General features: G+C 70.6%; 19 protein-coding genes and 1 tRNA gene. 15 read left to right on the top strand and 5 right to left on the bottom strand.

Features of this window, described 5'->3' with window-relative positions:
• The first annotated feature begins 40 nt into the window (after window positions 1-40).
• Entirely contained in the window at window positions 41-1681 is a 1641-nt protein-coding gene (locus GB932_RS18325; protein WP_231916304.1) for a 5-oxoprolinase subunit B/C family protein, read from the top strand.
• On the opposite strand, the gene GB932_RS18320 is transcribed toward GB932_RS18325, so the two are convergent.
• Entirely contained in the window at window positions 1668-2246 is a 579-nt protein-coding gene (locus tag GB932_RS18320; protein ID WP_156762123.1) for a TetR/AcrR family transcriptional regulator, read from the bottom strand. The two genes, GB932_RS18325 and GB932_RS18320, sit on opposite strands and share 14 nt — an antisense overlap.
• Window positions 2247-2329: 83 nt before the next feature.
• Between GB932_RS18320 and GB932_RS18315 the strand changes: the two genes are divergently transcribed.
• Window positions 2330-2560 (top strand): putative antibiotic biosynthesis monooxygenase, encoded by a 231-nt coding sequence (locus tag GB932_RS18315; RefSeq protein ID WP_156762122.1) that lies wholly within the window; start codon window positions 2330-2332, stop codon window positions 2558-2560.
• Entirely contained in the window at window positions 2557-3465 is a 909-nt protein-coding gene (locus tag GB932_RS18310) for an NAD-dependent epimerase/dehydratase family protein (protein ID WP_156762121.1), read from the top strand. The genes GB932_RS18315 and GB932_RS18310 overlap by 4 nt, the downstream gene beginning before the upstream one ends.
• Window positions 3466-3484: 19 nt before the next feature.
• Here GB932_RS18310 and GB932_RS18305 read toward each other — a convergent pair whose 3' ends face one another.
• Window positions 3485-4819, bottom strand: coding sequence for a PHB depolymerase family esterase (locus GB932_RS18305; RefSeq protein WP_197517562.1), 1335 nt, complete (start codon window positions 4817-4819; stop codon window positions 3485-3487).
• 234 nt (window positions 4820-5053) lie between these two features.
• On the opposite strand from GB932_RS18305, the gene GB932_RS18300 reads away from it, so the two are divergent.
• Both GB932_RS18300 and GB932_RS18295 read left to right on the top strand, forming a co-directional pair.
• Window positions 5054-5401 (top strand): YciI family protein, encoded by a 348-nt coding sequence (locus GB932_RS18300; RefSeq protein WP_156762119.1) that lies wholly within the window; start codon window positions 5054-5056, stop codon window positions 5399-5401.
• Between the two features lie 3 nt (window positions 5402-5404).
• The gene (locus GB932_RS18295) at window positions 5405-6700 is read left to right on the top strand and encodes an RNA polymerase sigma factor (protein WP_156762118.1); all 1296 of its coding nucleotides are present in this window, start codon (window positions 5405-5407) and stop codon (window positions 6698-6700) included.
• A gap of 132 nt (window positions 6701-6832) precedes the next feature.
• Here the strand turns inward: GB932_RS18295 and GB932_RS18290 are convergent, their stop codons facing one another.
• A complete protein-coding gene (locus GB932_RS18290; protein WP_156762117.1) occupies window positions 6833-8617 on the bottom strand; it encodes an ABC-F family ATP-binding cassette domain-containing protein in 1785 nt (594 codons plus the stop codon).
• Between the two features lie 8 nt (window positions 8618-8625).
• Window positions 8626-9129 carry a MarR family winged helix-turn-helix transcriptional regulator gene (locus GB932_RS18285; protein WP_156762116.1) on the bottom strand — a complete coding sequence of 168 codons (504 nt, stop codon included), beginning with the start codon at window positions 9127-9129 and terminating at the stop codon, window positions 8626-8628.
• Window positions 9130-9211: 82 nt separating this feature from the next.
• On the opposite strand from GB932_RS18285, the gene GB932_RS18280 reads away from it, so the two are divergent.
• The 3 genes from GB932_RS18280 to GB932_RS18270 all read left to right on the top strand — a co-directional run bounded on the left by GB932_RS18280 (window position 9212) and on the right by GB932_RS18270 (window position 11754).
• Window positions 9212-9283, top strand: a tRNA-Gln gene (locus tag GB932_RS18280).
• Between the two features lies 1 nt (window position 9284).
• Window positions 9285-10730, top strand: a complete 1446-nt coding sequence (gene glmU, locus GB932_RS18275; RefSeq protein WP_156762115.1) for a bifunctional UDP-N-acetylglucosamine diphosphorylase/glucosamine-1-phosphate N-acetyltransferase GlmU — start codon at window positions 9285-9287, stop codon at window positions 10728-10730.
• Window positions 10720-11754: a ribose-phosphate diphosphokinase gene (locus GB932_RS18270; protein WP_156762114.1), complete on the top strand. Its 1035-nt coding sequence runs from the start codon at window positions 10720-10722 to the stop codon at window positions 11752-11754. Before glmU ends, GB932_RS18270 begins: the two co-directional genes overlap by 11 nt.
• A 49-nt stretch (window positions 11755-11803) precedes the next feature.
• Here the strand turns inward: GB932_RS18270 and GB932_RS18265 are convergent, their stop codons facing one another.
• Window positions 11804-12373 (bottom strand): NUDIX hydrolase, encoded by a 570-nt coding sequence (locus tag GB932_RS18265; protein WP_156762113.1) that lies wholly within the window; start codon window positions 12371-12373, stop codon window positions 11804-11806.
• A gap of 101 nt (window positions 12374-12474) precedes the next feature.
• Between GB932_RS18265 and GB932_RS18260 the strand changes: the two genes are divergently transcribed.
• From GB932_RS18260 to GB932_RS18230, 7 genes are all read left to right on the top strand, one after another.
• Window positions 12475-13212 (top strand): response regulator transcription factor, encoded by a 738-nt coding sequence (locus GB932_RS18260; protein ID WP_156762112.1) that lies wholly within the window; start codon window positions 12475-12477, stop codon window positions 13210-13212.
• Window positions 13212-14723: a sensor histidine kinase gene (locus GB932_RS18255; protein WP_156762111.1), complete on the top strand. Its 1512-nt coding sequence runs from the start codon at window positions 13212-13214 to the stop codon at window positions 14721-14723. The genes GB932_RS18260 and GB932_RS18255 overlap by 1 nt, the downstream gene beginning before the upstream one ends.
• Before the next feature lie 158 nt (window positions 14724-14881).
• The gene (locus GB932_RS18250) at window positions 14882-16084 is read left to right on the top strand and encodes a hypothetical protein (protein WP_156762110.1); all 1203 of its coding nucleotides are present in this window, start codon (window positions 14882-14884) and stop codon (window positions 16082-16084) included.
• Window positions 16081-17907: an AAA family ATPase gene (locus tag GB932_RS18245; RefSeq protein ID WP_156762109.1), complete on the top strand. Its 1827-nt coding sequence runs from the start codon at window positions 16081-16083 to the stop codon at window positions 17905-17907. The genes GB932_RS18250 and GB932_RS18245 overlap by 4 nt, the downstream gene beginning before the upstream one ends.
• On the top strand, window positions 17904-18560 hold the full coding sequence (locus GB932_RS18240) for a 4Fe-4S single cluster domain-containing protein (RefSeq protein ID WP_156762108.1): 657 nt from the start codon (window positions 17904-17906) through the stop codon (window positions 18558-18560). The genes GB932_RS18245 and GB932_RS18240 overlap by 4 nt, the downstream gene beginning before the upstream one ends.
• Before the next feature lie 239 nt (window positions 18561-18799).
• Window positions 18800-19111 carry an FHA domain-containing protein gene (locus GB932_RS19295; RefSeq protein ID WP_197517561.1) on the top strand — a complete coding sequence of 104 codons (312 nt, stop codon included), beginning with the start codon at window positions 18800-18802 and terminating at the stop codon, window positions 19109-19111.
• 278 nt (window positions 19112-19389) lie between these two features.
• Complete coding sequence (locus GB932_RS18230) at window positions 19390-21927, top strand: protein kinase domain-containing protein (protein WP_231916303.1); 2538 nt, start codon at window positions 19390-19392, stop codon at window positions 21925-21927.
• Window positions 21928-21991: the final 64 nt, after the last annotated feature.

The raw sequence follows: 21991 nt of genomic DNA, 5'->3' as shown, positions 1-21991 counted from the left end.
GCCTGTTCTCGGTGATTCTGCCTCCTCTCGGAGCCGCGTCGTGATCGGCGTGCGGCCCGTGGGGGATCGGGCGCTGCTCGTGGAGCTGGACGGCCTCGACGAGGTGATGGCGTTCCACGCGCGGGTGAAGGACTCGCCGCTGGGTCAGGTGGATCAGGTGGCCGCCGCCCGCACCGTGCTGCTCACGTTCGCGACGGCGCGCCAGGCGCGTCGTGCGGCGCACCTCGTGCGCGATGTCGACGTCTCGCCGATCCCCGCCGGCGAGCGGCGCACGATCGACATCGACGTCGTCTACGACGGCGAGGACCTGGGCGTCGTCGCGGATCTTTCGGGACTCTCACGCGAGGCGGTCGTCGCCGCGTACACGGCGTCCGACTGGGTCGCCGCGTTCGGCGGCTTCGCCCCGGGCTTCGCGTACCTCGCGGGCGGCGATCCCCGGTTGCGCGTCCCTCGCCGCGACAGCCCCCGCACGTCGGTCCCGGCCGGATCCGTCGCCCTCGCGGGCGAGTTCTCCGCCGTCTATCCGCGCGCCTCGCCCGGCGGGTGGCGGCTCATCGGGCGCACCGATGCGGCCCTGTGGGATCTCGAGCGGGATCCGCCCGCCCTCCTCCAGCCGGGTGATGCGGTGCGCTTCCGCGCCGTGCGCGCCGACGCAGCTGCGCTGAGATCCGGAGATCGCGCCGAGACGCTGACCGCTTCGGCGGATCCGTCGGTCCCCACCGCCCTTCCGAGCGCCGCTTCGCGCCGCACGGATCCTCCTGGCGGCGTGGGCCCGTCTGGGGACGAAGTCAGCACATCGGTGTCCGCCCTCGAGGTCGTCGCGCCCGGGCTCCTCTCGCTGATCGAGGACCTGGGGCGTCCCGGGCACGCCGATCTCGGTGTCACGAGCTCGGGGGCCGCGGACCCCGCGTCGGCGCGACAGGCGAACCGACTCGTCGGGAACGCCCGGGACGCGGCGGTCGTCGAGAGCTTCGGCGGGCTCACGGTGCGGGCGATCGGCGACCAGGTCGTCGCCCTCGCGGGGGCCGACGCCCCCGCGGAGGTCACGGCGCCGGGGGAGGAGGGCGAACCCGTCGGGCGGGGATCCGCCTTCCTGCTGCGCGACGGAGAGACGCTGAGGATCGGCATGCCGGTCACGGGTCTGCGCGCCTACCTCGCCGTGCGCGGCGGCTTCGATGCGCCGTCCGTGCTCGGCAGCCGCAGCGCCGACCGGCTCGGCGGGATCGGCCCTGCGCCGCTCGTGGCCGCGGCGACGCTCGTGGTCGGCCGCGCGCCGGGGAGTGCCGTGAGCGAGGCGGAGCCGCCGATCGTGATGCCGGGGGCCGAGACCGAGCTGCGGATCCGCTTCGGCCCGCGCGACGACTGGTTCGCCGAGTCCGAGCGGATGCGCCTCGTCGGCGGCACGTGGACGGTGGGCGCCGCCTCGGACCGCGTGGGCATGCGCCTCGAGCCGGATGATGGGGGCACGCTTCGGGTCCGCGAGGGCGAGCTGCCGAGCGAGGGCGTCGTCGCCGGATCCCTGCAGGTGCCGCCCTCGGGGGAGCCCGTGCTGTTCGGCGCCGATCACCCCGTCACGGGCGGCTATCCCGTGATCGCCGTCGTGATCGCCGCGGACCTCCCGCTGATGGGCCAGCTGCGTCCCGGAGCGCGCGTGCGCTTCCGCGCGGTCAGCCGGACGTGAGCTGGGCGGCCGCGGCCCGCGCGTGACGCATGATCGCGGCGCGTCGGTCGTGGTCGTTCGCGCCGACCGTGAGGACGACGTCCGCGACGCGGACGAGGGTCGTCCAGCTCGCGGCGAGCGAGATGATCGAGAGCATCAGCTGCTCGATGTCGCCCCGCATCGACCCCGGGAGCGCCCGCTGCAGCTGGGCGGCGTGCGAGGCGCACAGCGGACGCCGGGCTTCGGCGGCGACGGCCGCGTCGAGCTCGAGGCTCTCCCAGGCGAGAAGACGCGTCAGCGCGGGGCTGTCCCGGAAGCGATCGAACATCCAGCCCGCGAACTCCGCGACCGCATCGGGGCCCGAGCCCCGCACGTCGGCGCCGTCGAGGAGCCCAGTCAGCTTGCGCGCGAGCACGGCCGCGAAGAAGGCCCGCTTGTCGCCGAAGTAGCGGTAGACGCGCTCCTTGTTCACGCCGGAATCGCGTCCGATGGCGTCCATCGACGTGCCGGCGTACCCGTGGGCGGCGAACTGGCGAGCCCCCGCCTCGAGCAGGCGGCGCCGTGTCGTCTCGGTGTCCCAGGGCATGAGGCGACCCTACCCCAAACGAACGTTTGCGGATGGGATCGGCGCACGGTAGCGTCATTGCCAACCGAACGTTTGGAGTTCGAATGCCTCCCCTCCCGCTGCCGCTGCGGATCATCGTCACCTGGTCCGCGCTCTTCCCCCTCGTCGTGGTGGTCCAGTTCGCCCTGTCATTCATCGCGCACGACTGGCCGACGCCTGTGGTGACGGCCCTCACGCTCGCGATCGTCGTCCCGATCGCCGTCGCCTGGGTGGTGCCGTTCGCGTCGCGCCTTGCCGCGCGGCTGCTCGCCCGCCGCCGGAGGCCGGCCCCGTGAGGGCGCTCGTGCTCGGCGCACGCGGCGCCGTCGGGCGGATCGTCGTGCGCGAGCTGGAGCGCCGCGGACACGAGGTGACATCGGCCGGGCGCGGCGAGCGGTCGGACGTGCGCATCGACCTCGCCACGGCCGGCGGGCTCGAGTCGCTGCGCTCGACGATGCGCACCCGGGACGTCGTCGTCAACGCCTCCGGTGTCGAGGATCCGCGCCTGGCGACGGTCGGTCCGCTCGTCGAGATCTCGGCGACATCCGCCTATCTCCAGGCGCTCGCGGCCGTGGAGGCGCACGGAATCGTGCGGGGCGCGGGGCTCGCGCCCGGGCTCAGCACGATCCTCGCCACCCGCGTGGCGGCTGCGGGCGATGACGTCGACCTCGGCATCATGCTCGGATCGGGTGAGCGCCACGGCGCGGCCGCCGTCGCCTGGACCGCGGGGCTGATCGGCACCGACGTGCATGCGCCGCCCGAGGGACGGCGGGTGAGGAACCTGCGGGCGAGCCGGATCCTCGCCGGGCCGCACGGTCGGCGCCGCTATCTCCGCGCGGACTTCCCCGATCACGTGCTCGTCGGCCCGCCGACCGGAGCCCGCGTGCGGAGCCACCTCGCCGTCACCAGCCGCATCGCCACGCTCGCCCTGGGTGCCGCGGGCCGGTTCCCCGCCCTGCGCGGGATCGTCGAACGCGCCCCGCACCTGGGATCCGATGAGTGGGGGATCGTCGCGCGCAATCGGCGCACGGGCCAGGTCGCGGCGGCATCGGGGTATGGGCAGTCGGTCGCGACGGGAGCGCTCGCGGCGCTGGCCGCCGAGCGGATCGTCGAGACCGGCGCGCGCGGACCGGTCAGCTTCGCGGACATCGCCTCCGAAGGCGAGGCCCTCGAGCGCATCGCCGCGGCGCGGCCCGCATGACGCGGGCCGCACCGACGGCTCACTGCGCGAACAGCCAGTCGAGGATGACGTCGTTCGTGTACGTCGGGATCCATGACGCGTGGCTGAAGAGGGGTGTCGTGCCCTCGGGGAACGTCGTGAAGATGTGGTGGCCTCCGGACGCCTCGGCCGCGTCGCGAGCCGCGGAGGCCGCCGCCTCCTGGTCGGCGTCGGGGGCGTCGCCGGCCCACTCGCTCCACGTCACGTCGTGGCCGGCGTCCTCGAGGGCGCGGAGGATCCGGTAGTCGGACCCGGGCGCGTCGTATGCGACGACGACGTCGTCGACGGAGTGGAGCGCCCAGATCGGCATGTCGCCGAGCGCGTCGACGGCCGCCTGCTCGTCGCCCGCGCCGCACACGAGGACAGCGCCCGCGAAGAGGTCGGAGCGCTGCGGCAGGATGCCCCAGGATCCGTAGGATCCCATCGACAGCCCCGTCAGATACACGCGAGCTGGGTCGATCGCGGGGTTCTCGGCGATCGTCGCCTCGACGAGCTCGATCACGGCCCGCTGCATGCCCGGATCCCACCAGGCGCCCTTCGCGGGATCCGTCGGGTCGGCCTGCGGCGCGAGGACGAAGGCGGGGTCGGCGGCCTGGCGTTCCGGATCGGCGAACGCGACGGAGAGCTGATTGCCGGCGATCTGACTGAAGTTGTTCGCACCGCTCTCGCCGTAGCCGTGAAGGGTGACGACGAGCGGGACGCGCTCGCCGTCTGGGACCGCGGGGGAGAAGAGGCGGTACGGCAGGGCGACCCCGCCGCCTGCGGCGAAGTCGCCCGCCGCGTACTCGTCGACGATCGGGTTCACGACCCCAGTCGATGCGATCGCCCGGCCCGGGTGCGCGTTCACGCGCTGTCCGCCGCCCTCGAGGCTCGCGACCTGGTGCACCGTGTGGCTGCCCTCGAGCTCGAAGAACCGCGTGAAGCCGTCGAGGTTGAATGTTCCCGCGGCGAGGGCCTCGTCGCGGTCGAGCTCGAGGATGATGTACTCGCCCGGTTCCGAGGCGCCGTCGGCGGCGACGTCGGACGACGCGTAGGCCTCGACGACCGTCCGCGGCCCGGTCGCGGTCTCCGCGTCGGGGTGCGCCAGCGTCGCGTGCACCGCGAAGGCCTCTTCGTCGATGTCGGCGCCGCCGAGGTCGATCGTCGCGTTGTAGCGGACGGCGATCGCGGCGACGATGTACCCGAACGGCGTGACCTCGGTGATCACGGTCGCGTCGACCGCGCGCGGCTGCGGGTGATGCTCGGGGGCGGCCTGTGCGGCGCCGCCGGTCAGGGCGGTGCCCGTCAAGGCGGCCGCGGCGACAGCGGCGGTGGCGAGGGATGTGCGAGTGTTCATCGTGCTCCTTGCTCGTCGGTGAGGCAGGTGCACCGGGCGCATCGTCGCGCCGGTGCCTCCCCAGACTGGCGCCAGCGGGAAGATCAGTCAACCGGTTGTTCGATTGTCGGATTTGCGGACGGATTCTCCCGCCCCTGTCGATATCGTCCCCGCCCGTTCGTCATCATGGTGTCGGGTCGTTCGGCTCGGCGTTCACGGTCCGTCGCTCGGCGGCGGATCACGGAGGGAGACACCATGAGGTACGCACTGCTGCTGATGGGGCACCACGACGATCCCGATTGCGGGGACGACGGCGGAGCCGACCCGGAGGAGTTCTTCGCGTTCGACAAGGAGATCACCGAGGCGGGCGTGGTCGTCACGTCGTTCGCCCTGGAGGATCAGGATCAGGCGGTCAAGGTCTCGAGCGACGCCGACGGCGCACGGCTGACGACGTCGGGCCCGTTCGCCGAGGTGCAGGAGTTCGTCGGCGGGACCTACATCATCGAGGTCGACGGCATCGACGATGCGATCGCGTGGGCGAAGAGGAGCCCGGGATCCGCGCCCGGCGGGCACGTCGAGATCCGTCCCGTCGCTCCGTACTGATCCATGGATCCCGAGACGCCGGGCGAGGAGCGGGCGCGGTCGGCGGTCGCGGCGGTCGATCGCGCCGCGCAGGCGCGGATCGTCGCCGCCCTCGCCCGGCGCTTCGGCGATCTCGACCTCGCCGAGGACATGCTGCAGGAGGCGGTCGAGCGCGCGCTGCGCCGGTGGCCGGTGTCGGGGATCCCCGATTCACCGGCCGCGTGGCTGACGACGGCGGCGACGCGGGCCGCGCTCGACATCCTGCGGCGCGACGCGGTGCGGGCGCGGAAGCTCGCGCAGCTGGGTGCCGATGCGGAGCGGGCGCCCGCACCTCGTGTCGCCGCGGATCCCGCGGGAATCGTGGCGGATCGCGATGAAGAGGCGATCGGCGACGACCGCCTCGGTCTGTTCTTCGCGTGCGCCCACCCGCTCCTCGCGCCCGAGGACCGCATCGCCCTGACGCTGCGCTTCCTCGCGGGACTTGCGACGGTCGACGTCGCGCACGCTCTGCTCGTTCCCGTCGCGACGATGCAGCAGCGGATCACGCGGGCGAAGAAGCGGATCCGCCAGCTGGGTGTCCGTTTCGGCGCGCCGGGCGCCGGCGATGTGCGTGAGCGCCTGCCGGTCGTGCAGCGGGTCGTCTACCTGCTCTACGCCGAGGGCTTCGCCCGGTCATCCGGCGTCGAGCACATCAGCGACGATCTGACGAGCGAGGCGATCCGGCTCGCTCGTCTGCTGTGCGAGCTCATGCCGGGATCCGCGGAGGCGCGCGGCCTGCTCGCCCTCCTGCTCCTCACGGAGGCGAGGCGCCCGGCGCGTGCCGATGCACGGGGTCGTCCGATCCCGCTCGCGGAGCAGGATCGCAGCCTGTGGCGGGACGATCTCGTCGCGGATGGCCTGCGTCTCGCCGAGAGCGCGGCCGCGAGCCCGCGCGCCGGCGCCTATGCGATCCAGGCCGCGATCGCGGCCGTGCACGCCGAGGCCGAGACCTACGAGGAGACCGATTGGGCCCAGATCGCGGTCCTCTACCGCCTGCTCTCCGCCTACGACGGCGGCCCGGTCGTGCGCCTCGGCGGGGCGGTCGCCCATGGCCGCGCGCGAGGCCTGGAGGAGGGGATCCGCCGCCTCGACGAGCTGTCGGGTGACCCGGCCCTGGTGCGGTTCCGCCCGTTCCACATCGCCCGCGCCGTCACCCTGGAGGAGCTCGGCCGCCGAGACGAGGCGGCAGGGGCGTACAGGACGGCACTCGCCCTCCCCGGCAACGACGCGGAGGATGCGTTCCTCGCGGCCTCGCTCGCGGGACTGGACGGCGACGGTTGAGGCGACGCGAAGCGGCGTCCGAGGGGATCGCGAGCGAAGCGACGCGATCCCCCTCCCCACCCACAAGGGGAGCTGGCGTCGCGAGCGCAGCGAAAGCAACCACTCAAACGCAGCCGCAACAGAAGACCAGACCTACGCCACGAGCTCCCCGAGCTCCAGCCAGCGCTCCTCGAGCCCGTCGATCTCGTGCTGCAGCTCGCGGAGTCGGTGGTTGAGGGCGGAGAGGCCGTCGAAGTCGCCCTGGTCGTGTGCGGCCATCTCGTCGTGAGTGCTGCGCACCTTCTTCTGCAGGTTCTCGAGCTTGCGGTCGATCGCGCTGAGCTCCTTCTCGGCGGCGCGGCGGTCGGCGCCGGAGAGCGTCGGCTCCTCCGATGTCGTGGCGCGAGCGTCGCCGGGGGAGGAGCCGGTGGCCTCCTGTTCGCGGCGCAGCTGGAGGTACTGGTCGACGCCGCCGGGCAGGTGCCGCAGGCGGTGGTTCATGACGGCGTACTGCTGGTCAGTGACGCGTTCGATGAGGTAGCGGTCGTGGCTGACGACGAGGAGGGTGCCGGGCCACGTGTCGAGGAGGTCTTCCATGGCGGCGAGCATGTCGGTGTCGAGGTCGTTGCTGGGTTCGTCGAGGATGAGGACGTTGGGTTCGTCGAGCAGCACGAGCAGCAGCTGCAGGCGTCGCTTCTGGCCGCCGGAGAGGTCCTTCACGGGGGTGGACAGCTCGCTGGTCCGGAAGCCGAGGCGTTCGAGGAGCTGCGAGGGGCTGAGCTCCTTGCCGCCGGCGACGTACGACGACTTCTGTTCGGCGAGCACTTCGCGCACGCGGAGGTGCGAGACCTCGTCGAGTTCCTTCAGCCGTTGGTCGAGGTAGGCGATCCGCACGGTCTTGCCGCGTTTGACGCGCCCCGAGGTGGGGGTGACGGCGCCCGAGATGAGCCCGAGCAGGGTCGATTTGCCGGCGCCGTTCGCGCCGAGGATCCCGGTGCGTTCGCCGGGCGCGATGCGCCATTCGACGCGGGTGAGGACGTCGCCGTCGTCGTAGGCGACGCCCGCGTCGAGCAGGTCGACGACGTCTTTGCCGAGGCGGGCGGTCGCGAGCTGCGTGAGCTGCACCTTGTCGCGTACGGGCGGCTCGTTCGCGATGATCTCGTTGGCGGCCTCGATGCGGAACTTGGGCTTGGAGGTGCGGGCGGGGGCGCCGCGGCGCAGCCACGCGAGCTCTTTGCGCATGAGGTTCTGGCGCTTCTCTTCGGCGACGTCGCGCTGGCGCTGGCGCTCGATGCGCTGCAGCACGTAGGCGGCGTATCCGCCTTCGAAGGGGTCGACGATGCCGTCGTGCACCTCCCACATGCGCGTGCAGACGGCGTCGAGGAACCAGCGGTCGTGGGTGACGAGGAGGAGCGCGCCCTGGTTGGCGGACCAGCGGCGGCCGAGGTGCTCGGCGAGCCACGAGATCCCCTCGACGTCGAGGTGGTTGGTGGGCTCGTCGAGCGCGATGACGTCCCATTCGCCGACGAGGAGGCGCGCGAGGGCGACGCGGCGGCGCTGGCCGCCGGAGAGGCTGGCGATGTCGGAGGCGAGGTCGAGGTCGCTCGTGAGGCCGCCCAGGACGTCGCGGATGCGCGCGTCGCCGAGCCATTCGTGTTCGTCGGCGTCGCCGACGATCGCGTGCTGCACGGATCCGCCTGCGGGCAGGTCGTCGTCCTGCGAGAGCATGCCGACGCGCAGGCCGCCGCGCTTGGTGACGCGCCCCGAGTCCGGCGCCTGCTTCTCGGTGAGGATCCGCATCAGTGTCGACTTGCCGTCGCCGTTGCGGCCGACGATGCCGACGCGGTCGCCGTCGGCGATGCCGATGGTGACGCCGTCCAGGACGACCTTCGCGGGGAATTCCGCGTGCAGGTCCTCGCCGCCGATCAGATGTGCCATAGGGGGAGTCATCCATTTCCGTCGAACGAGACGAGCAGGTGGCGCAGGAGCGAGCCGAGCCGCTTCTGGTCGGAGGAGGTCATGCCGCCGAGCAGGTCGGACTCGGCGTCGATGAGGCGGGTGATGGCGGCGTCGACGCGCGTGCGTCCCTCTGCGGTGAGGGTGACGAGGGCGCCGCGGCGGTCGTCGGGATCTGCCGATCGGTCGACGAGCCCGCGCTCGCGGAGGCGGTCGATGCGGTTGGTCATCGTGCCGCTTGAGACGAGGGTCTGCTGCAGGAGCTGCTTGGGGCTGAGTCGGTACGGCGCGCCGGCGCGGCGGAGCGCGGACAGCACGTCCCATTCCCAGGGCTCGATGTCGGTCCGGCGGAACGCGTCGCGGCGGGCACGGTCGAGGTGGTGCGACAGCCGGTCGACGCGCGAGAGCACCTCCATGGGCGAGAAATCGAGGTCGGGTCGCTCGGCGCTCCACGCGCCGACGATGCGGTCGACCTCATCCTGTTCGCTTGCCATCATCTGATTATCCCGCGGCGGGGGCGCACGGCGTCACACGGGGTCGCATGCCAGACTGGTGGGGCGGCCTCCCGGGCCGCGGTCCGCCATGGTGTAATGGCAGCACGACGGCCTTTGGAGCCGTGAGGTCCAGGTTCGAGTCCTGGTGGCGGAGCGTGACTGAGCAGAATCTGGCAATCGTGGTCCTGGCGGCAGGCCGGGGCACGCGCATGAAGTCGGCGACGCCGAAGGTGCTGCACCGCATCGGCGGTCGCACGCTCCTCGGGCACGTGCTGCGGTCGGCTGAGTCGCTCGGCGCGGAGCTCGTGCGGGTCGTCGTCCGGCATGAGCGCGACCTCATCGTCGAATCGCTCGCCGATCATCCCGGCGTCGTCGCCGTCGATCAGGACGAGGTGCCGGGGACGGGCCGCGCGGCGCAGGTCGGCGTCGAGGCGCTGCCGGCGGACTTCGCGGGCGATGTGCTCGTGCTGTCGGGCGACGTGCCGCTCATCGAGGTGTCGACGTTCCAGTCGATGCTCGACGAGCACCGGCGCCGCGGTGCCGACGCGACGCTCCTCGGCGCGGAGCTGGCGGATCCCGACGGGTATGGCCGCATCATCCGCGGCGCCGATGGCATGGTCGAGCGCATCGTCGAGCAGCGCGACGCGACGGCGTCGGAGCTCGCCGTCTCGGAGATCAATCCGGGCGTGTACGTGTTCCGCGCCCCGGCGCTGCGCGATGCGCTCTCGCGCGTCGGCACCGACAACGCGCAGGGCGAGATGTACCTCACGGATGTCATCGGCCTGCTGCGTGCCGCGGGCGGCGGCATCGCGGGCGTGACGGCTCCCGACGCGGCCGCGGCACTCGGGGTGAATGACCGCGTGCAGCTCGGCGAGGCGGCGCGGATCCTCAACCAGCGGGTGATCCGCCGCTGGCAGGTCGACGGCGTGACGATCCAGGATCCTCAGACGACGTGGATCGACGACACGGCGACGCTCGCGCGCGATGTGACGGTGCTGCCGAACACGCACATCCTCGGCGCGACGGCGATCGGCGAGGGCGCGACGATCGGCCCCGACACCTCGCTCGTCGACAGCGAGGTGGGCGAGGGCGCGAGCGTGCGTCGCAGCGATGTCACGCTCGCGGTCATCGGCGCGGGCGCGACGATCGGGCCGTGGGCGTATCTGCGGGCGGGGGCTGAGCTCGCCGATGGCGCGAAGGCGGGGACGTTCGTCGAGATCAAGAACTCGACGATCGGCGCGGGCAGCAAGGTGCCGCACCTGTCGTATGTCGGAGACTCTGACGTCGGCGAGGGCGTCAACCTCGGCGCGGGCGCGATCACGGCCAACTACGACGATGTGCACAAGCACCGCACGCATATCGGCGACCATGTCCACACGGGCTCTCATACGGTGATGATCGCGCCGGTTAGACTGGGCGACGGCGCGAAGACGGGCGCGGGTGCGGTCATCCGCAAGGATGTGCCGGCCGGAGCACTGGCGATGAGCGTGGCCCCCCAGAGGAACCTCGACGGGTGGGTCGAGAACAACAGGGCGGGAACCCCGGCGGCCGATGCGGTGGCCAGGGCCCGACGCGCAGAGAAACAGGCCGATGGCGAGTAAGAACAAGACGGTTGACCTCGATCTCGACCGGGGCATCGCTCCCGGGAAGGAGCAGAAGACCCGCAAGCGCATGGTGGTGGTGACGGGGCGCTCTCACCCCGAGCTGGCCGCCGATGTCGCCGAGTGCCTCGGCATCGATCTCGCCCCCACAGAGCACCGCACGTTCGCGTCCGGTGAGATCTACACGCGCTTCTCCGTCTCGATGCGCGGCACCGATGTGTTCCTCGTGCAGTCGTTCGGCGAGAACATCAACGAGGATCTCATGGAGATGCTCATCATGCTCGACGCCCTCAAGCGGGCGTCGGCGAAGCGCGTCACGGTCGTCGTGCCGTACTACCCGTATTCGCGCCAGGACAAGAAGGGCCGCGGGCGCGAGCCGATCTCGGCGCGCCTGATCACGGATCTCATCGCGACGGCGGGCGCCGACCGCATCATGAGCGTCGATCTGCACGCTTCGCAGATCCAGGGCTTCTTCAACGGTCCGGTCGATCACCTGTTCGCGAAGCCGGTGCTGGAGCGCCACTTCGTCGACACCTTCACGGAGGACGAGCGCGAGACGCTCACTGTCGTCTCGCCCGATATGGGCCGCGTGCGTGTCGCCGACACCTGGAGCGACTCGCTCGATGTGCCGCTCGCCATCATCCACAAGCGTCGCGACCCCAAGGTCGCGAACAAGGTCTCGGTGCACGAGATCGTCGGATCCGTCGAGGGCCGCACGTGCCTGCTCGTCGACGACATGATCGACACGGCGGGCACGATCGTGAAGGCCGCGCAGGCCCTCAAGGAGAACGGCGCCAAGAAGGTCATCGTCGGCGCGACGCACGCGATCTTCAGCGAGCCGGCGAGCGAGCGCCTGCTCGACGATGCGATCGACCGCGTCGTCGTGACGGACACCGTGCCGATCCCGGAGCGTCGCCGCTTCGAGAAGCTCACGGTGCTCTCGGCCGCGCCGCTGCTCGCGCGCGCGATCCAGGAGGTCTTCGACGACGGATCCGTCACGAGCATGTTCGACGGGGCCGCCTGACTCGGCGCTGACGCGACGCCCCGCCCGGTGGGCGGGGCGTCGCGCGTGTTCATGCGCGCACGCGCTCCCGCATCGCGAGGAAGCGGGTGGCGGCGCCCCGGGCGAGGGTGTCGGGGAGCGCGTCGAGCGGGAACCAGCGGACGTCCTCGGACTCGTCGCTGACCGCGACGGCGGCGTCTGGATCCGCGATCATCGCGATCCCGATGTCGAGGTGCGAGGCGCAGGCGCCGAAGCGGTCGCCGAGCGCGTGGTGGTCGAGGTCGTACGCGCCCGCGATCCGCACCGTCGCGGGATCCGCTCCCGTCTCCTCCGCGAGCTCGCGCAGCGCGGCGTCGGCGACCGAGGGATCCCGGTCCTCGATGTGTCCGCCCGGCTGCACCCAGAAGCGGCCCTTGCCGTGGAACACGAGCAGCGTGCGGGCGAGATCGGGGTCGAACACGACGGCCGAGGCGGTCGCGTGATCGGGCCGCGATCCGCGGGAGATCGGCAGATCGGATCCCGCGAACCGCGCGCGGAACGAGGCGTGCGCGGCGCGCTCGTCGTCGGTGCGCGGGGTCCAGTCGGCGATGCGGCGGAGGATGTCGGGGCCGATGTCGGGGTGGGGCGTCGAGGTCGTCATCGAGAGCCAGCGTACGGCGCCCCGGGCGGCATCGCGGTTTCACAGTGCAGGCATAGCTCGCGCCATAGAGAACGCATAGGAAGAGGCGCACAATGGTGTCCATGACCAATCCCGCGACTGGAACCGCCCTGACACGGCCCGATGGCTCGCCCGTGCGCGTGCTCGTGGTCGACGATGAGCAGATGCTCACCGACCTGCTGTCGATGGCGCTGCGCATGGAGGGATGGGAGGTGCGGACGGCGGCGAGCGGCCACGAGGCGCTCGACGGCGTCAAGGACTTCGACCCCGACGCGCTCGTGCTCGACATCATGATGCCCGACCTCGACGGCATGGCCGTGCTGCAGCGCCTCCGTCAGCAGCAGAACATGGTCCCCGTGCTGTTCCTCACCGCGAAGGACGCCGTGAGCGATCGCGTCGCGGGCCTCACGGCCGGCGGCGACGACTACGTCACGAAGCCGTTCAGCCTCGAGGAGGTCGTCGCGCGGCTGCGGGCGCTCATGCGCCGGTCGGGCACGGCGCTCTCGGCCGAGCCCGAGCCGATCCTGCGCGTCGGCGACCTGAGCCTCAACGAGGACAGCCACGAGGTCATCCGCGGTGAGGACGAGATCGAGCTGACGGCGACCGAGTTCGAGCTGCTGCGCTTCCTCATGCGCAATCCGCGGCGCGTCGTGTCGAAGTCGCAGATCCTGGACCGCGTGTGGAACTACGACTTCGGCGGCAAGTCGAGCGTCGTCGAGCTCTACATCTCGTATCTGCGCAAGAAGATCGACGCGGGCCGCGAGGATCCGCTCATCCACACCGTGCGCGGCGTCGGGTACATGATCAAGGCGCCGCAGTGATGGGGCGCGCGCTGCCGCATCCCCCCGAGGGAGAGGGCGTCCCCACGGGTGGGGCGCGCCTCACGCTGCAGTCGCGCCTCATGCTGACGGTCTTCTCGATCGTCGCGGGGATCCTGCTCGTCGTGTCGATCGTCACGGGCGTGATGCTCAACAATGTGCTGAACTCGCAGGTCGACAACCGCGTCCAGGATGCATCTCGGAGCCTGCGCTCCGATTTCGGCATCACGATGCTCGACGGCACGGCGTCGGAGCAGCTCGACCGATCCCATGCCCCGCCGGGAACTCTGCTCGTCATCAGCAGCCCGTTCACGGGCACGACGGGCGCCATCGTGACGGGCGACTTCGAGCGGCGCACGCTCAGCGAGGCGCAGATCGAGCGCGTCGTCGAGGCGACGGCGAACGCACCCGGCGAGCTCACGACCGTGTCGCTGCCCGGCGCCGGCACGTTCCGGGTCGCGGCGCTCAAGACGGTCGACTCGCAGGAGACGGTGGGCGCGTTCGGCATGACGACCGCGTCCGAGAACGCCACGCTGCGCACGATGCTCTGGGCGATCGGCTTCGCCACGATCGGCGGCATGATGCTGCTCGGGATCGCGACGTCCGGCGTCATCCGCAGCGGACTGCGCCCCCTGCGCGACATCGCCCAGACGGCGACGCGCGTCTCGCGACAGCGGCTCGATCAGGGAGACGTCTCGATCCCCGAGCGCGTGCCTCCCGAGCAGTCAGATCCGTGCACCGAGGTCGGGCAGGTCGGATCCTCGCTCAACACGCTGCTCGACCACGTCGAGGAGTCGCTGTCGGCGCGCCAGCGCAACGAGGAGACGATGCGCCGCTTCGTCGCGGACGCGAGCCACGAGCTGCGCACGCCCCTCGCGTCGATCCGCGGATACAGCGAGCTCTCGCTGCGCGACCGCGCGCTGACGGACTCGAGCCGGCAGTCGCTGCAGCGGATCGAGGCGCAGTCGCAGCGCATGACGGGCCTCGTCGAGGACCTGCTGCTGCTCGCGCGCCTCGACGAGGGCACCGACATCGTCTACGACATGGTCGACCTCACCCAGCTCGTGCTCGACGCCGTCGCCGATCAGGCGATGGCGGGCATGGAGCACGACTGGGGCGCCGATGTGGGCGAGGAGCACGTCTTCGTCGCGGGCGACAGGGCGCGCCTGACGCAGGTGATCACGAACCTCCTCGCGAACGCCCGCACCCATACTCCCGAGGGCACCGAGGTGACGGTCTCGCTCCGCACCGAGGGAGACGGATCCGCGACCCGCGCGATCGTCGACGTGCATGACACGGGGCCCGGCATCGCGCCCGCGCTGCAGAAGACGCTCTTCACGCGCTTCGCGCGTGGCGACACGAGCCGCGCGCGCAAGACGGGCGGATCCGGCCTCGGCCTGTCGATCGCGAAGGCGCTCGTCGAGGCCCACCACGGAACGATCTCGGTCGCCAGCGAGCCCGGATCGACGACGTTCACGGTGGTGCTGCCGGCGAAGCCGGCGAGCGCGGGGTGAGGGGCGGGACGCGGGCGCGTCCGTGTTCGAGCCGGCGTTCGGCGTTCGGAATCTCCTGATCGGCCGCGGCAGATACCCGGCGCCTCGAATTGAGCAATAGCTTCCACCCTGAGAGGGGTGTGGAGCATGAGAACATCGCACTCGGCCGGAGCCGGGGGATGAGCGGTCCGAAGTCGCTCTCCTACGAGGTGGCGGAAGAGGAGCGCCGACGGCGCGAAGCCGTTGCGCAGGCGCGCGCTCGGATCCCGAGCCTGCTTGCCGAGGCCGAACAGATGACTCACGAGGCGCGAGCGCTCGCCGCTGTCTCGCTCGCGGTGACGTCGATACCGATTCCTGAGGATCGCGCGTCGGAACAGGACGCGCGGACGGTCCTGGAACGCGCGATCGCTCAGCATGAATCCGTCACGTCGACGCTCGAGCGCGTTCGCCGCGAACGCATGGCGGCGATCGTGCACGCACGACTCCCTGATGCGATCTCCGGACGGATCGAGTTCGGTTCCCCGCTCCGTGAATCCCCCGTGCGTGCGTCGGAGTCGGCTGAGTCGCACAGTGCGGCGGCCCCGACCTGGGAGCAGTCGACGTCGGAGCGCGCGGCGGAAGCGCTCAAGGCGCTGCTCGAGCTCGATCCTTCAGAATCCTGGGACGAGAGGATCGACGAAGTCGCGAAGCTGCGCGAGCGTCCGTCGGAGGCGTCCGCATATGCGCTCCGGCGCATCGCCGTACAGGCGCGCACCGAGCTCGTCGACGAGCGCCGGCGCGTGCACCTCGTCCGTGCGGCGGTCGAGCTACGCGACTCGATCGCGGACATCGAGAGCGACCTCGCGGACAACGCGCGCGCCTCACTCGCGGCCGTACGGACCCGGGACGACCTCGTGCACGCTCGACAGACGGTCGTGGTCGCGCGCGAGGCATGGCATCGCGATCAGGATCGTCGATACGTTGTGGCGCAGGTGCGCGACGTGCTTCGCGAACTCGGACACGTCGTCGACGACGGCTTCGAGGTCAGTATGCGATCTGGAGACTATGCGGTCGCGCGCCGGGCCGGTGACGACTACGCGCTTCAACTGACGGTCCCTCGTGGCGAGCCGAGGCTGCTGACCAGCACGATCGCTCTTGGTACCGCGTCCGACCCCGCATCCGACATTCGCGCAGAGCAGGAATCGTGTGATGCCCAGTATGCGATGATGCGCGAGCTGGCGCAGCGCGGGGTGGATATGCGCGTCACCGCATCCCTCCCAGTGGGATCCAGGGCGCTCGCCCGCCGTCCGGAGCTCAAGACGAGTGCGCGCGCCAGGGCGTCCTCGCAGACACGCAGCGCCGCCCAGCATCCCGAGGGCTCGGTGCAGAGGTCGGGGTCGTGACCGGTGCGGCCGAACGGACGGCCGGATACCCGGCGTGGCTGCGTTTCGTCGACTCCGTGCTGCCCGTCACGACGCTGTTCGTCGTACATGGCAATATCCGCGACGTCCATGTCGTGCCGGGTGCGCATGGGGCGATGACGCTGCATGAGACGCGCTCTGCCCTGCGATCCGTGCTCGAACTCAGCGGGATCGGCACGATGGTGACGACCTCACCGCTGCACGGCGTCTCGATCGATGCGGGATCCGACGAAACGACGGCGCGCGCCGCGCTCGGCGACAACACCGATCTGGTCGGCACCGGCACCGTCGGATTCGCGGACATCGCGCGTGCAGTGCAGGCTGTCGCGTCGGCCCCGGAGCATCCCTGCGCCATCGTCGTCGATTATCTCTCACAGGTTGCGCGCCATCCCTCAGGACAGATCGTCGAGCCGGCAGAGGAGCTGTTCCAGCGGCTCCTCGGCATCGTGCACGCACGGCCTTCGCTGTTCACCCGCGACGGCGCGCGGATGATGAGGCGGAATCCGATCATCCTGCTCCTCGATCGGCCGAACGATCTTCCGGCGTGGCTCGTGACGTCGGATGGAATCCGCCAGGTGCCGATTCCGGACCCCGATCTCTCGACTCGACTGCGTGCAGCTCGGAGCCTCTACGCTCAGCTCGCACCCGGACCGGATACGGGGGATGCCGAACTCATCGTGCAGCGCTTCGTCGGCAGCACACACGGAATGTCCCTGCGGGCGATGATGGAGATCATCCAGCTCATGCGCGATGAGGGGCTGCCGTCGGCCCGAGTCGATGACGGCGCGCGACTGTACCGGGCGGGCGTCGTCGAGGATCCGTGGCGCGCGCCGGAGCTCGCCGAGCAGATCGCGCGGGGGCCGGCTGCGCTCGAGCGCCGTGTGAAGGGCCAGGCACAGGCCATCCAGCACGCGCTCGACATCCTCATCCGCTCAGTGACGGGGATGACGGCAGCTCACCGTGCGGGAGCGGATGGCCCGCGCGGGGTGATGTTCTTCGCCGGCCCGACGGGCGTCGGAAAGACGGAGCTCGCGAAGACGATCGCGCAGCTTCTGTTCGGCGATGAATCGGCATATGTGAGGTTCGACATGAGCGAGTTCGCGCAGGAGGCAGCGGATCAGCGTCTCATCGGATCTCCTCCCGGCTATGTCAATCACGACGCGGGAGGTGAGCTGACGAACGCGGTCCGCGACAGGCCGTTCTCGGTCCTCCTGTTCGACGAGATCGAGAAGGCTCACCCGCGTGTGCTCGACAAGTTCCTGCAGATCCTCTCCGACGGGCGGCTGTCGGACGGATCCGGCGACACGGTGTTCTTCAATGACACTCTCATCATCTTCACGTCGAATCTCGGCATCGGCGGATCGGGCACGACCGCGGAGGACTGCGCAGCCGATCCTGTCGCCTATCGTCGCGCGCTCACCTCGGAGATCGAGCGCGCATTCGTCGAGCGCTATCGTCGGCCGGAGCTGCTCGGACGCATCGGAGACAACATCGTCGTCTTCGACTACATCGACCCCGAGACGGCGCGCATCATCGCGGGCGGATTCATCGACAACGCGCTCACCCACGCACAGCGGAGCACCGGCGTGCAGGTGCGGATCGGCGACGCGGCGCGTGAGCAGGTGATCAGCGCGACGGTCGAGGACCTGTCCACGGGCGCTCGCGGGGTCGGCAATCAGGTCGAGTCGTTCCTCGTGAATCCCCTCGCTCGAGCGCTGTTCGGTGCCGGAGTGGGCGACACGCGAACGATCGTTGCCGTCGAACGAGGTACGGACGGCCAGGTGACGATCCGGTGGGCCACATGACCGTCGACACGATCCGAATCAGCCGAGTTGCCGCTCCGCTCACGGCTCTCGGCCCGGGCCGACGCGCGGGAATCTGGGTGCAGGGATGCACGATCGGGTGCCCGGGATGCGCGTCGATGGACACCTGGGACCCGTCCGGCGGCGCGTCTCGCTCCGTTGCCGACCTCGCGGGGCAGATCCTCGAGCTCGCCGCGGAGCACGATCTCACCGGGCTGTCCGTCACCGGAGGCGAGCCGTTCCAGCAGGCCGATGCTGTCGTGGCGCTGATCGATCGTGTCCGCGACGGATGGAGCGACACGGACGTGCTGATCTTCACCGGCTACGCCAGCGCCGCAGCGAGGCGAATCTCGAGGGAGCTCTGGGAACGCACTGATGCGCTCGTCTCGGGGCCTTATCGGCGAGATCTGCCGAGCGCGCATCCTCTCCTCGGCAGCGGGAACCAGGTGCTCGAGCGGATCACTTCGCGTGGCGTCGAGAGGTTCGGCCTCGCGCCTGGCCCGACGCGGATGCAGGTCTCTGTCGCGGAGGGGGCACTGCACCTCGTCGGGATGCCGGCGCCGGGAGACCTCGACGTGCTCCGAGAGAGGCTCGCTGAACGTGGCATCCGGATCGATGGCGTCAGTTGGGACGATGAGAGCGCGGAGACGAGATGAGTTCATCGCCTGTGAGGTGCACGACGCCAGGGTGCGGCACGATGCTCGCCGACGACACGCCGTATTGTGCCGTGTGCCTGCAACCCCAGATCTCGGGTGGCGCCCGGCTGCCGGCGGTCGCCGAGGCGGCCGAGGAAACGGCATCGCCACGGATCGACACGGCGCCGAGTGCATGCGGGCACGACGTGCCGCCAGGCGAGGCATCCTGCCCGTGGTGTGAGCTCGAAGGTCCTCGAGGCATGTCGCCGCGGGTCGAGCTGGTGCTGCCCGACGGATCGCGCATATCGGCGGCTGGTGACGTCGAGATGGGGCGTGACGTCGGCGATGGGAGGATCAGCGCGGCGCTCTCGGGCTTCGACGGGGTCTCGCGGCGACACGCGGTCATCTCGATCCGGGCCGACGGTGTGTGGGTGCGCGACGCCGGGTCGACCAACGGAACCTTCCTCGACGGGCGCCCCGTGCGCACAGAGTCACGCGTGGCGGGCCGACACGCGACGGTCGGCCTCGGCCGTCGGGCGATTGTGAGCCTCGTGATCGGAGATGAGCGATGAGTGGATCAGACCGCCGTACTCCCGGCCCGACGCGCCGTGAATCGAGCCGGATCGCGGACCCGACCACGCGGGAGGACGGCGCTGGCCGCGCACGCCCGACGACGCGCGAAGGAATGGTGCCGACCACGCGTGAGAGCGCGACCGACCGGGTGCGCCCGACGACGCGGGAGAGCACTTCCGGATCGGGGCGCGGAGCTCCGACCACTCGCGAGGGCTCACCGCAGTCCGAAAGCGTCTTCCACGTCAGCCTCCCGCAGGCGCTTCGCGACGAGTACGAGATGATCCGGCCGCTCAGCCAGCGTGGGACCCAGGCGGTCGTCGTGCTCGTTCGGCGCCGGGATGACGGCACCGAACGAGCGATCAAGATCTACCTCGACGTCGCCGACGTCGTCGATGTGGACGCGCTTCGGTCGCTGCAGGGCGGAGACCCGAGGCACGTCGTGCGCTTCACCGTCGACACCGATGGCGTGCACGTGTGGGAGATCATGGAGTATCTCCCGTATGGGTCGCTCGAGGAGCTCCGTCGAGAGCGCCCTCGGCTGTTCCTGACCAACGCGGGACGGCTGAGCGAGCAGGCGCTGATCCGCATCGTGACGGAGCTCGCGGACGCGATCGCCTACCTCGGTGAGCGCGGGGTGATGCATCGCGACATCAAGCCTGCGAATGTTCTCGTGCGGCATCTCGAACCGTTGGATCTCGTGCTGGCAGACTTCGGTGTCTCCGTCGCGGCAACCGGCACGAACCTCGGGTCCTTCGCCGGGACGAACTACTACATGGCGCCCGAAGCGGACGCCAACACGGTCACACGGGCCTCCGACTGGTTCGCGCTGGGTCTCATCGTCTACGAGCTGATCGTCGGACGACATCTGTTCGCAAATCCCGACGGGTCGATGATCAGCGTGCACCAATGGCGCAGCGAACTTCATCGTGGCGATTACGACCTGGCCGCGATCGAAGATGACCGACGGCGGCTGCTGGTCCGGGGGCTGCTGATCCGCGACTACGAGCAACGATGGAAGCATGCGCAGGTGCGGACCTGGCTCGCCGGCGGATCTCCGCCCGTCGCCGCGTCATCGGCATCGGAAGCACCCGCTGCGGCGTCGGCGGTGAGGGTCCGGCCGTTCGTGTTCGAGGGACGGACCTTCCGTGATCCCGTGCAGCTCACGCAGACTCTCGTCACCGGCTGGGAGAGCGCGGCGAGGCACCTGGCGGGGCGCGGGAAGCGTGATCTCGTCGACTTCCTCGCCTCCTGCGGAAGCCTCCAGGGCGACGTCGATGTGATCGCGAACTCTCCGGATCCGGACATCGCGATGCTGCACCTGCAGTGCCAGTACATGCCCGAGCGGGCCCCGCGATTCCGCGGACGGTCGCTCGACGGCGATGGACTTCAGTCGGCGGCGGAGCAGGCATCTCGTGGGGGTACAGCGGCTGCCGAGTGGATTCGAGCCATGCGCCGTTCCCAGGCACTCTACACATTGGCGCAGTACCGGGCAGACGATGTGCTCGCGGTCGGACAGAACGTGCTCGATGAGTCGTGGGCTGTGATCAACGCCCAGATCCTCGGGGGAGACGGGAAGACTCTCGGCTTGCCGAGCGACGTTGTCGATCGCATCCATCGCCGGCTCGTCGCGTGGGAGGCGCAGGTGCTGTTCGCGGCGCTCGATCCGTCTGCCGCACGCCGGATCGCGGAAGAGGCTCGAGGCGAGGCGGAGCGAGGCGCCGGAGAGGAGGGATGGGCCGTTCGTCTCGCCGCGATCGTGACCGAACGCCGATCGACGCGGGGCGCGGAGCCCGGATGGGGAATCCTCGCACGAGATCTCCTGCCGATCGCCCGTGAGGTGAGCGCCGAACTTCGCCGACAGGAGGCCGCACGGCGCGACGCGGAACGAGAGCGACACGAGCAGGAACAGGCGGAGACCGAGCGGGAACGGCAGCAGGCCGAAGCGGAGGTGCGACGCGCCCGCGTCGCAGGCAATGCGCGCGACGCATGGCGGCACTTCGGGATCTGGCTCGTGCCGATCTCCCTCTTCTCGCTGCTCGCTGGGTTCGCGGCAGCGGCGGGGCGATCACCGGACGAGATCCTCCCCGGTGCACTCCAGGCGGGAATCCCCCTTCTGATAGTCTCGCTCGGCGTCGCCGCGTGGAGAACGTTCAACGGGCGCATCGAGGGAGGACTCTCGCCGTACCTCTGGTGGGCGAGCTTCATCATCGCGCTCGGCGACGTGGTCCCGAGTGCTCTGCGTCACGGACACCTTCCACATGGCGATGCGATCGTCTTCGCGCTGTTCCTCGCGATCGGCTTCATCGCTCTGGTCGTGACCGAGTACCTCGCTTCGCACGCGGTCGATGCGGCCGACGCCCCCCGACGATCAACCCGATTCTCCGGCCTCGCCGGCTTCCTCGGCGTGTGCGCCTGGATTGCGCTCGCGATCACCGTCGGCACGGCGTCCGGGTGGGTCGGGGCGATGATCACCGGTACGGGGTTCAGATCTGCCGAGTACTTTCCCGGGTTCGCCGCCGCGGTCGCCGAGTGGCTGATCGAGGTGGGGCCAGGCGATGTGTTCTCGTCGCCGGAATCCGGGTGGCGCGCCGCGATGATGACGGCGGCCGCGACTCTCGTCCTGCTCGGTATCGTCCATCGTGTCGATCGGCGCCGCACAGGCGTGCGCGCCGGCGTGGCCGCGATCGCCTGCGGAAGCGGGATCCTCATCGCACTTCTGTCGCCATGGGCGTTCGTGTTCGGCCTCATCATCGCCGTCGGCGCAGGCATCGCTGCCGGAATCGTCGCCATCGTGATCGGAGCCGTCACGGGATGACCGGCGAATCGACCTCGGTCACCGTGTCGATCGCCGCAGGACTCGAGCGAGGCCATCTGCGCGA

This window comes from Microbacterium karelineae, from assembly GCF_009745985.1.
GTDB classification, from domain to species: Bacteria; Actinomycetota; Actinomycetes; order Actinomycetales; family Microbacteriaceae; genus Microbacterium; species Microbacterium karelineae.
This window is presented reverse-complemented; position numbering and strand designations above follow the sequence as displayed.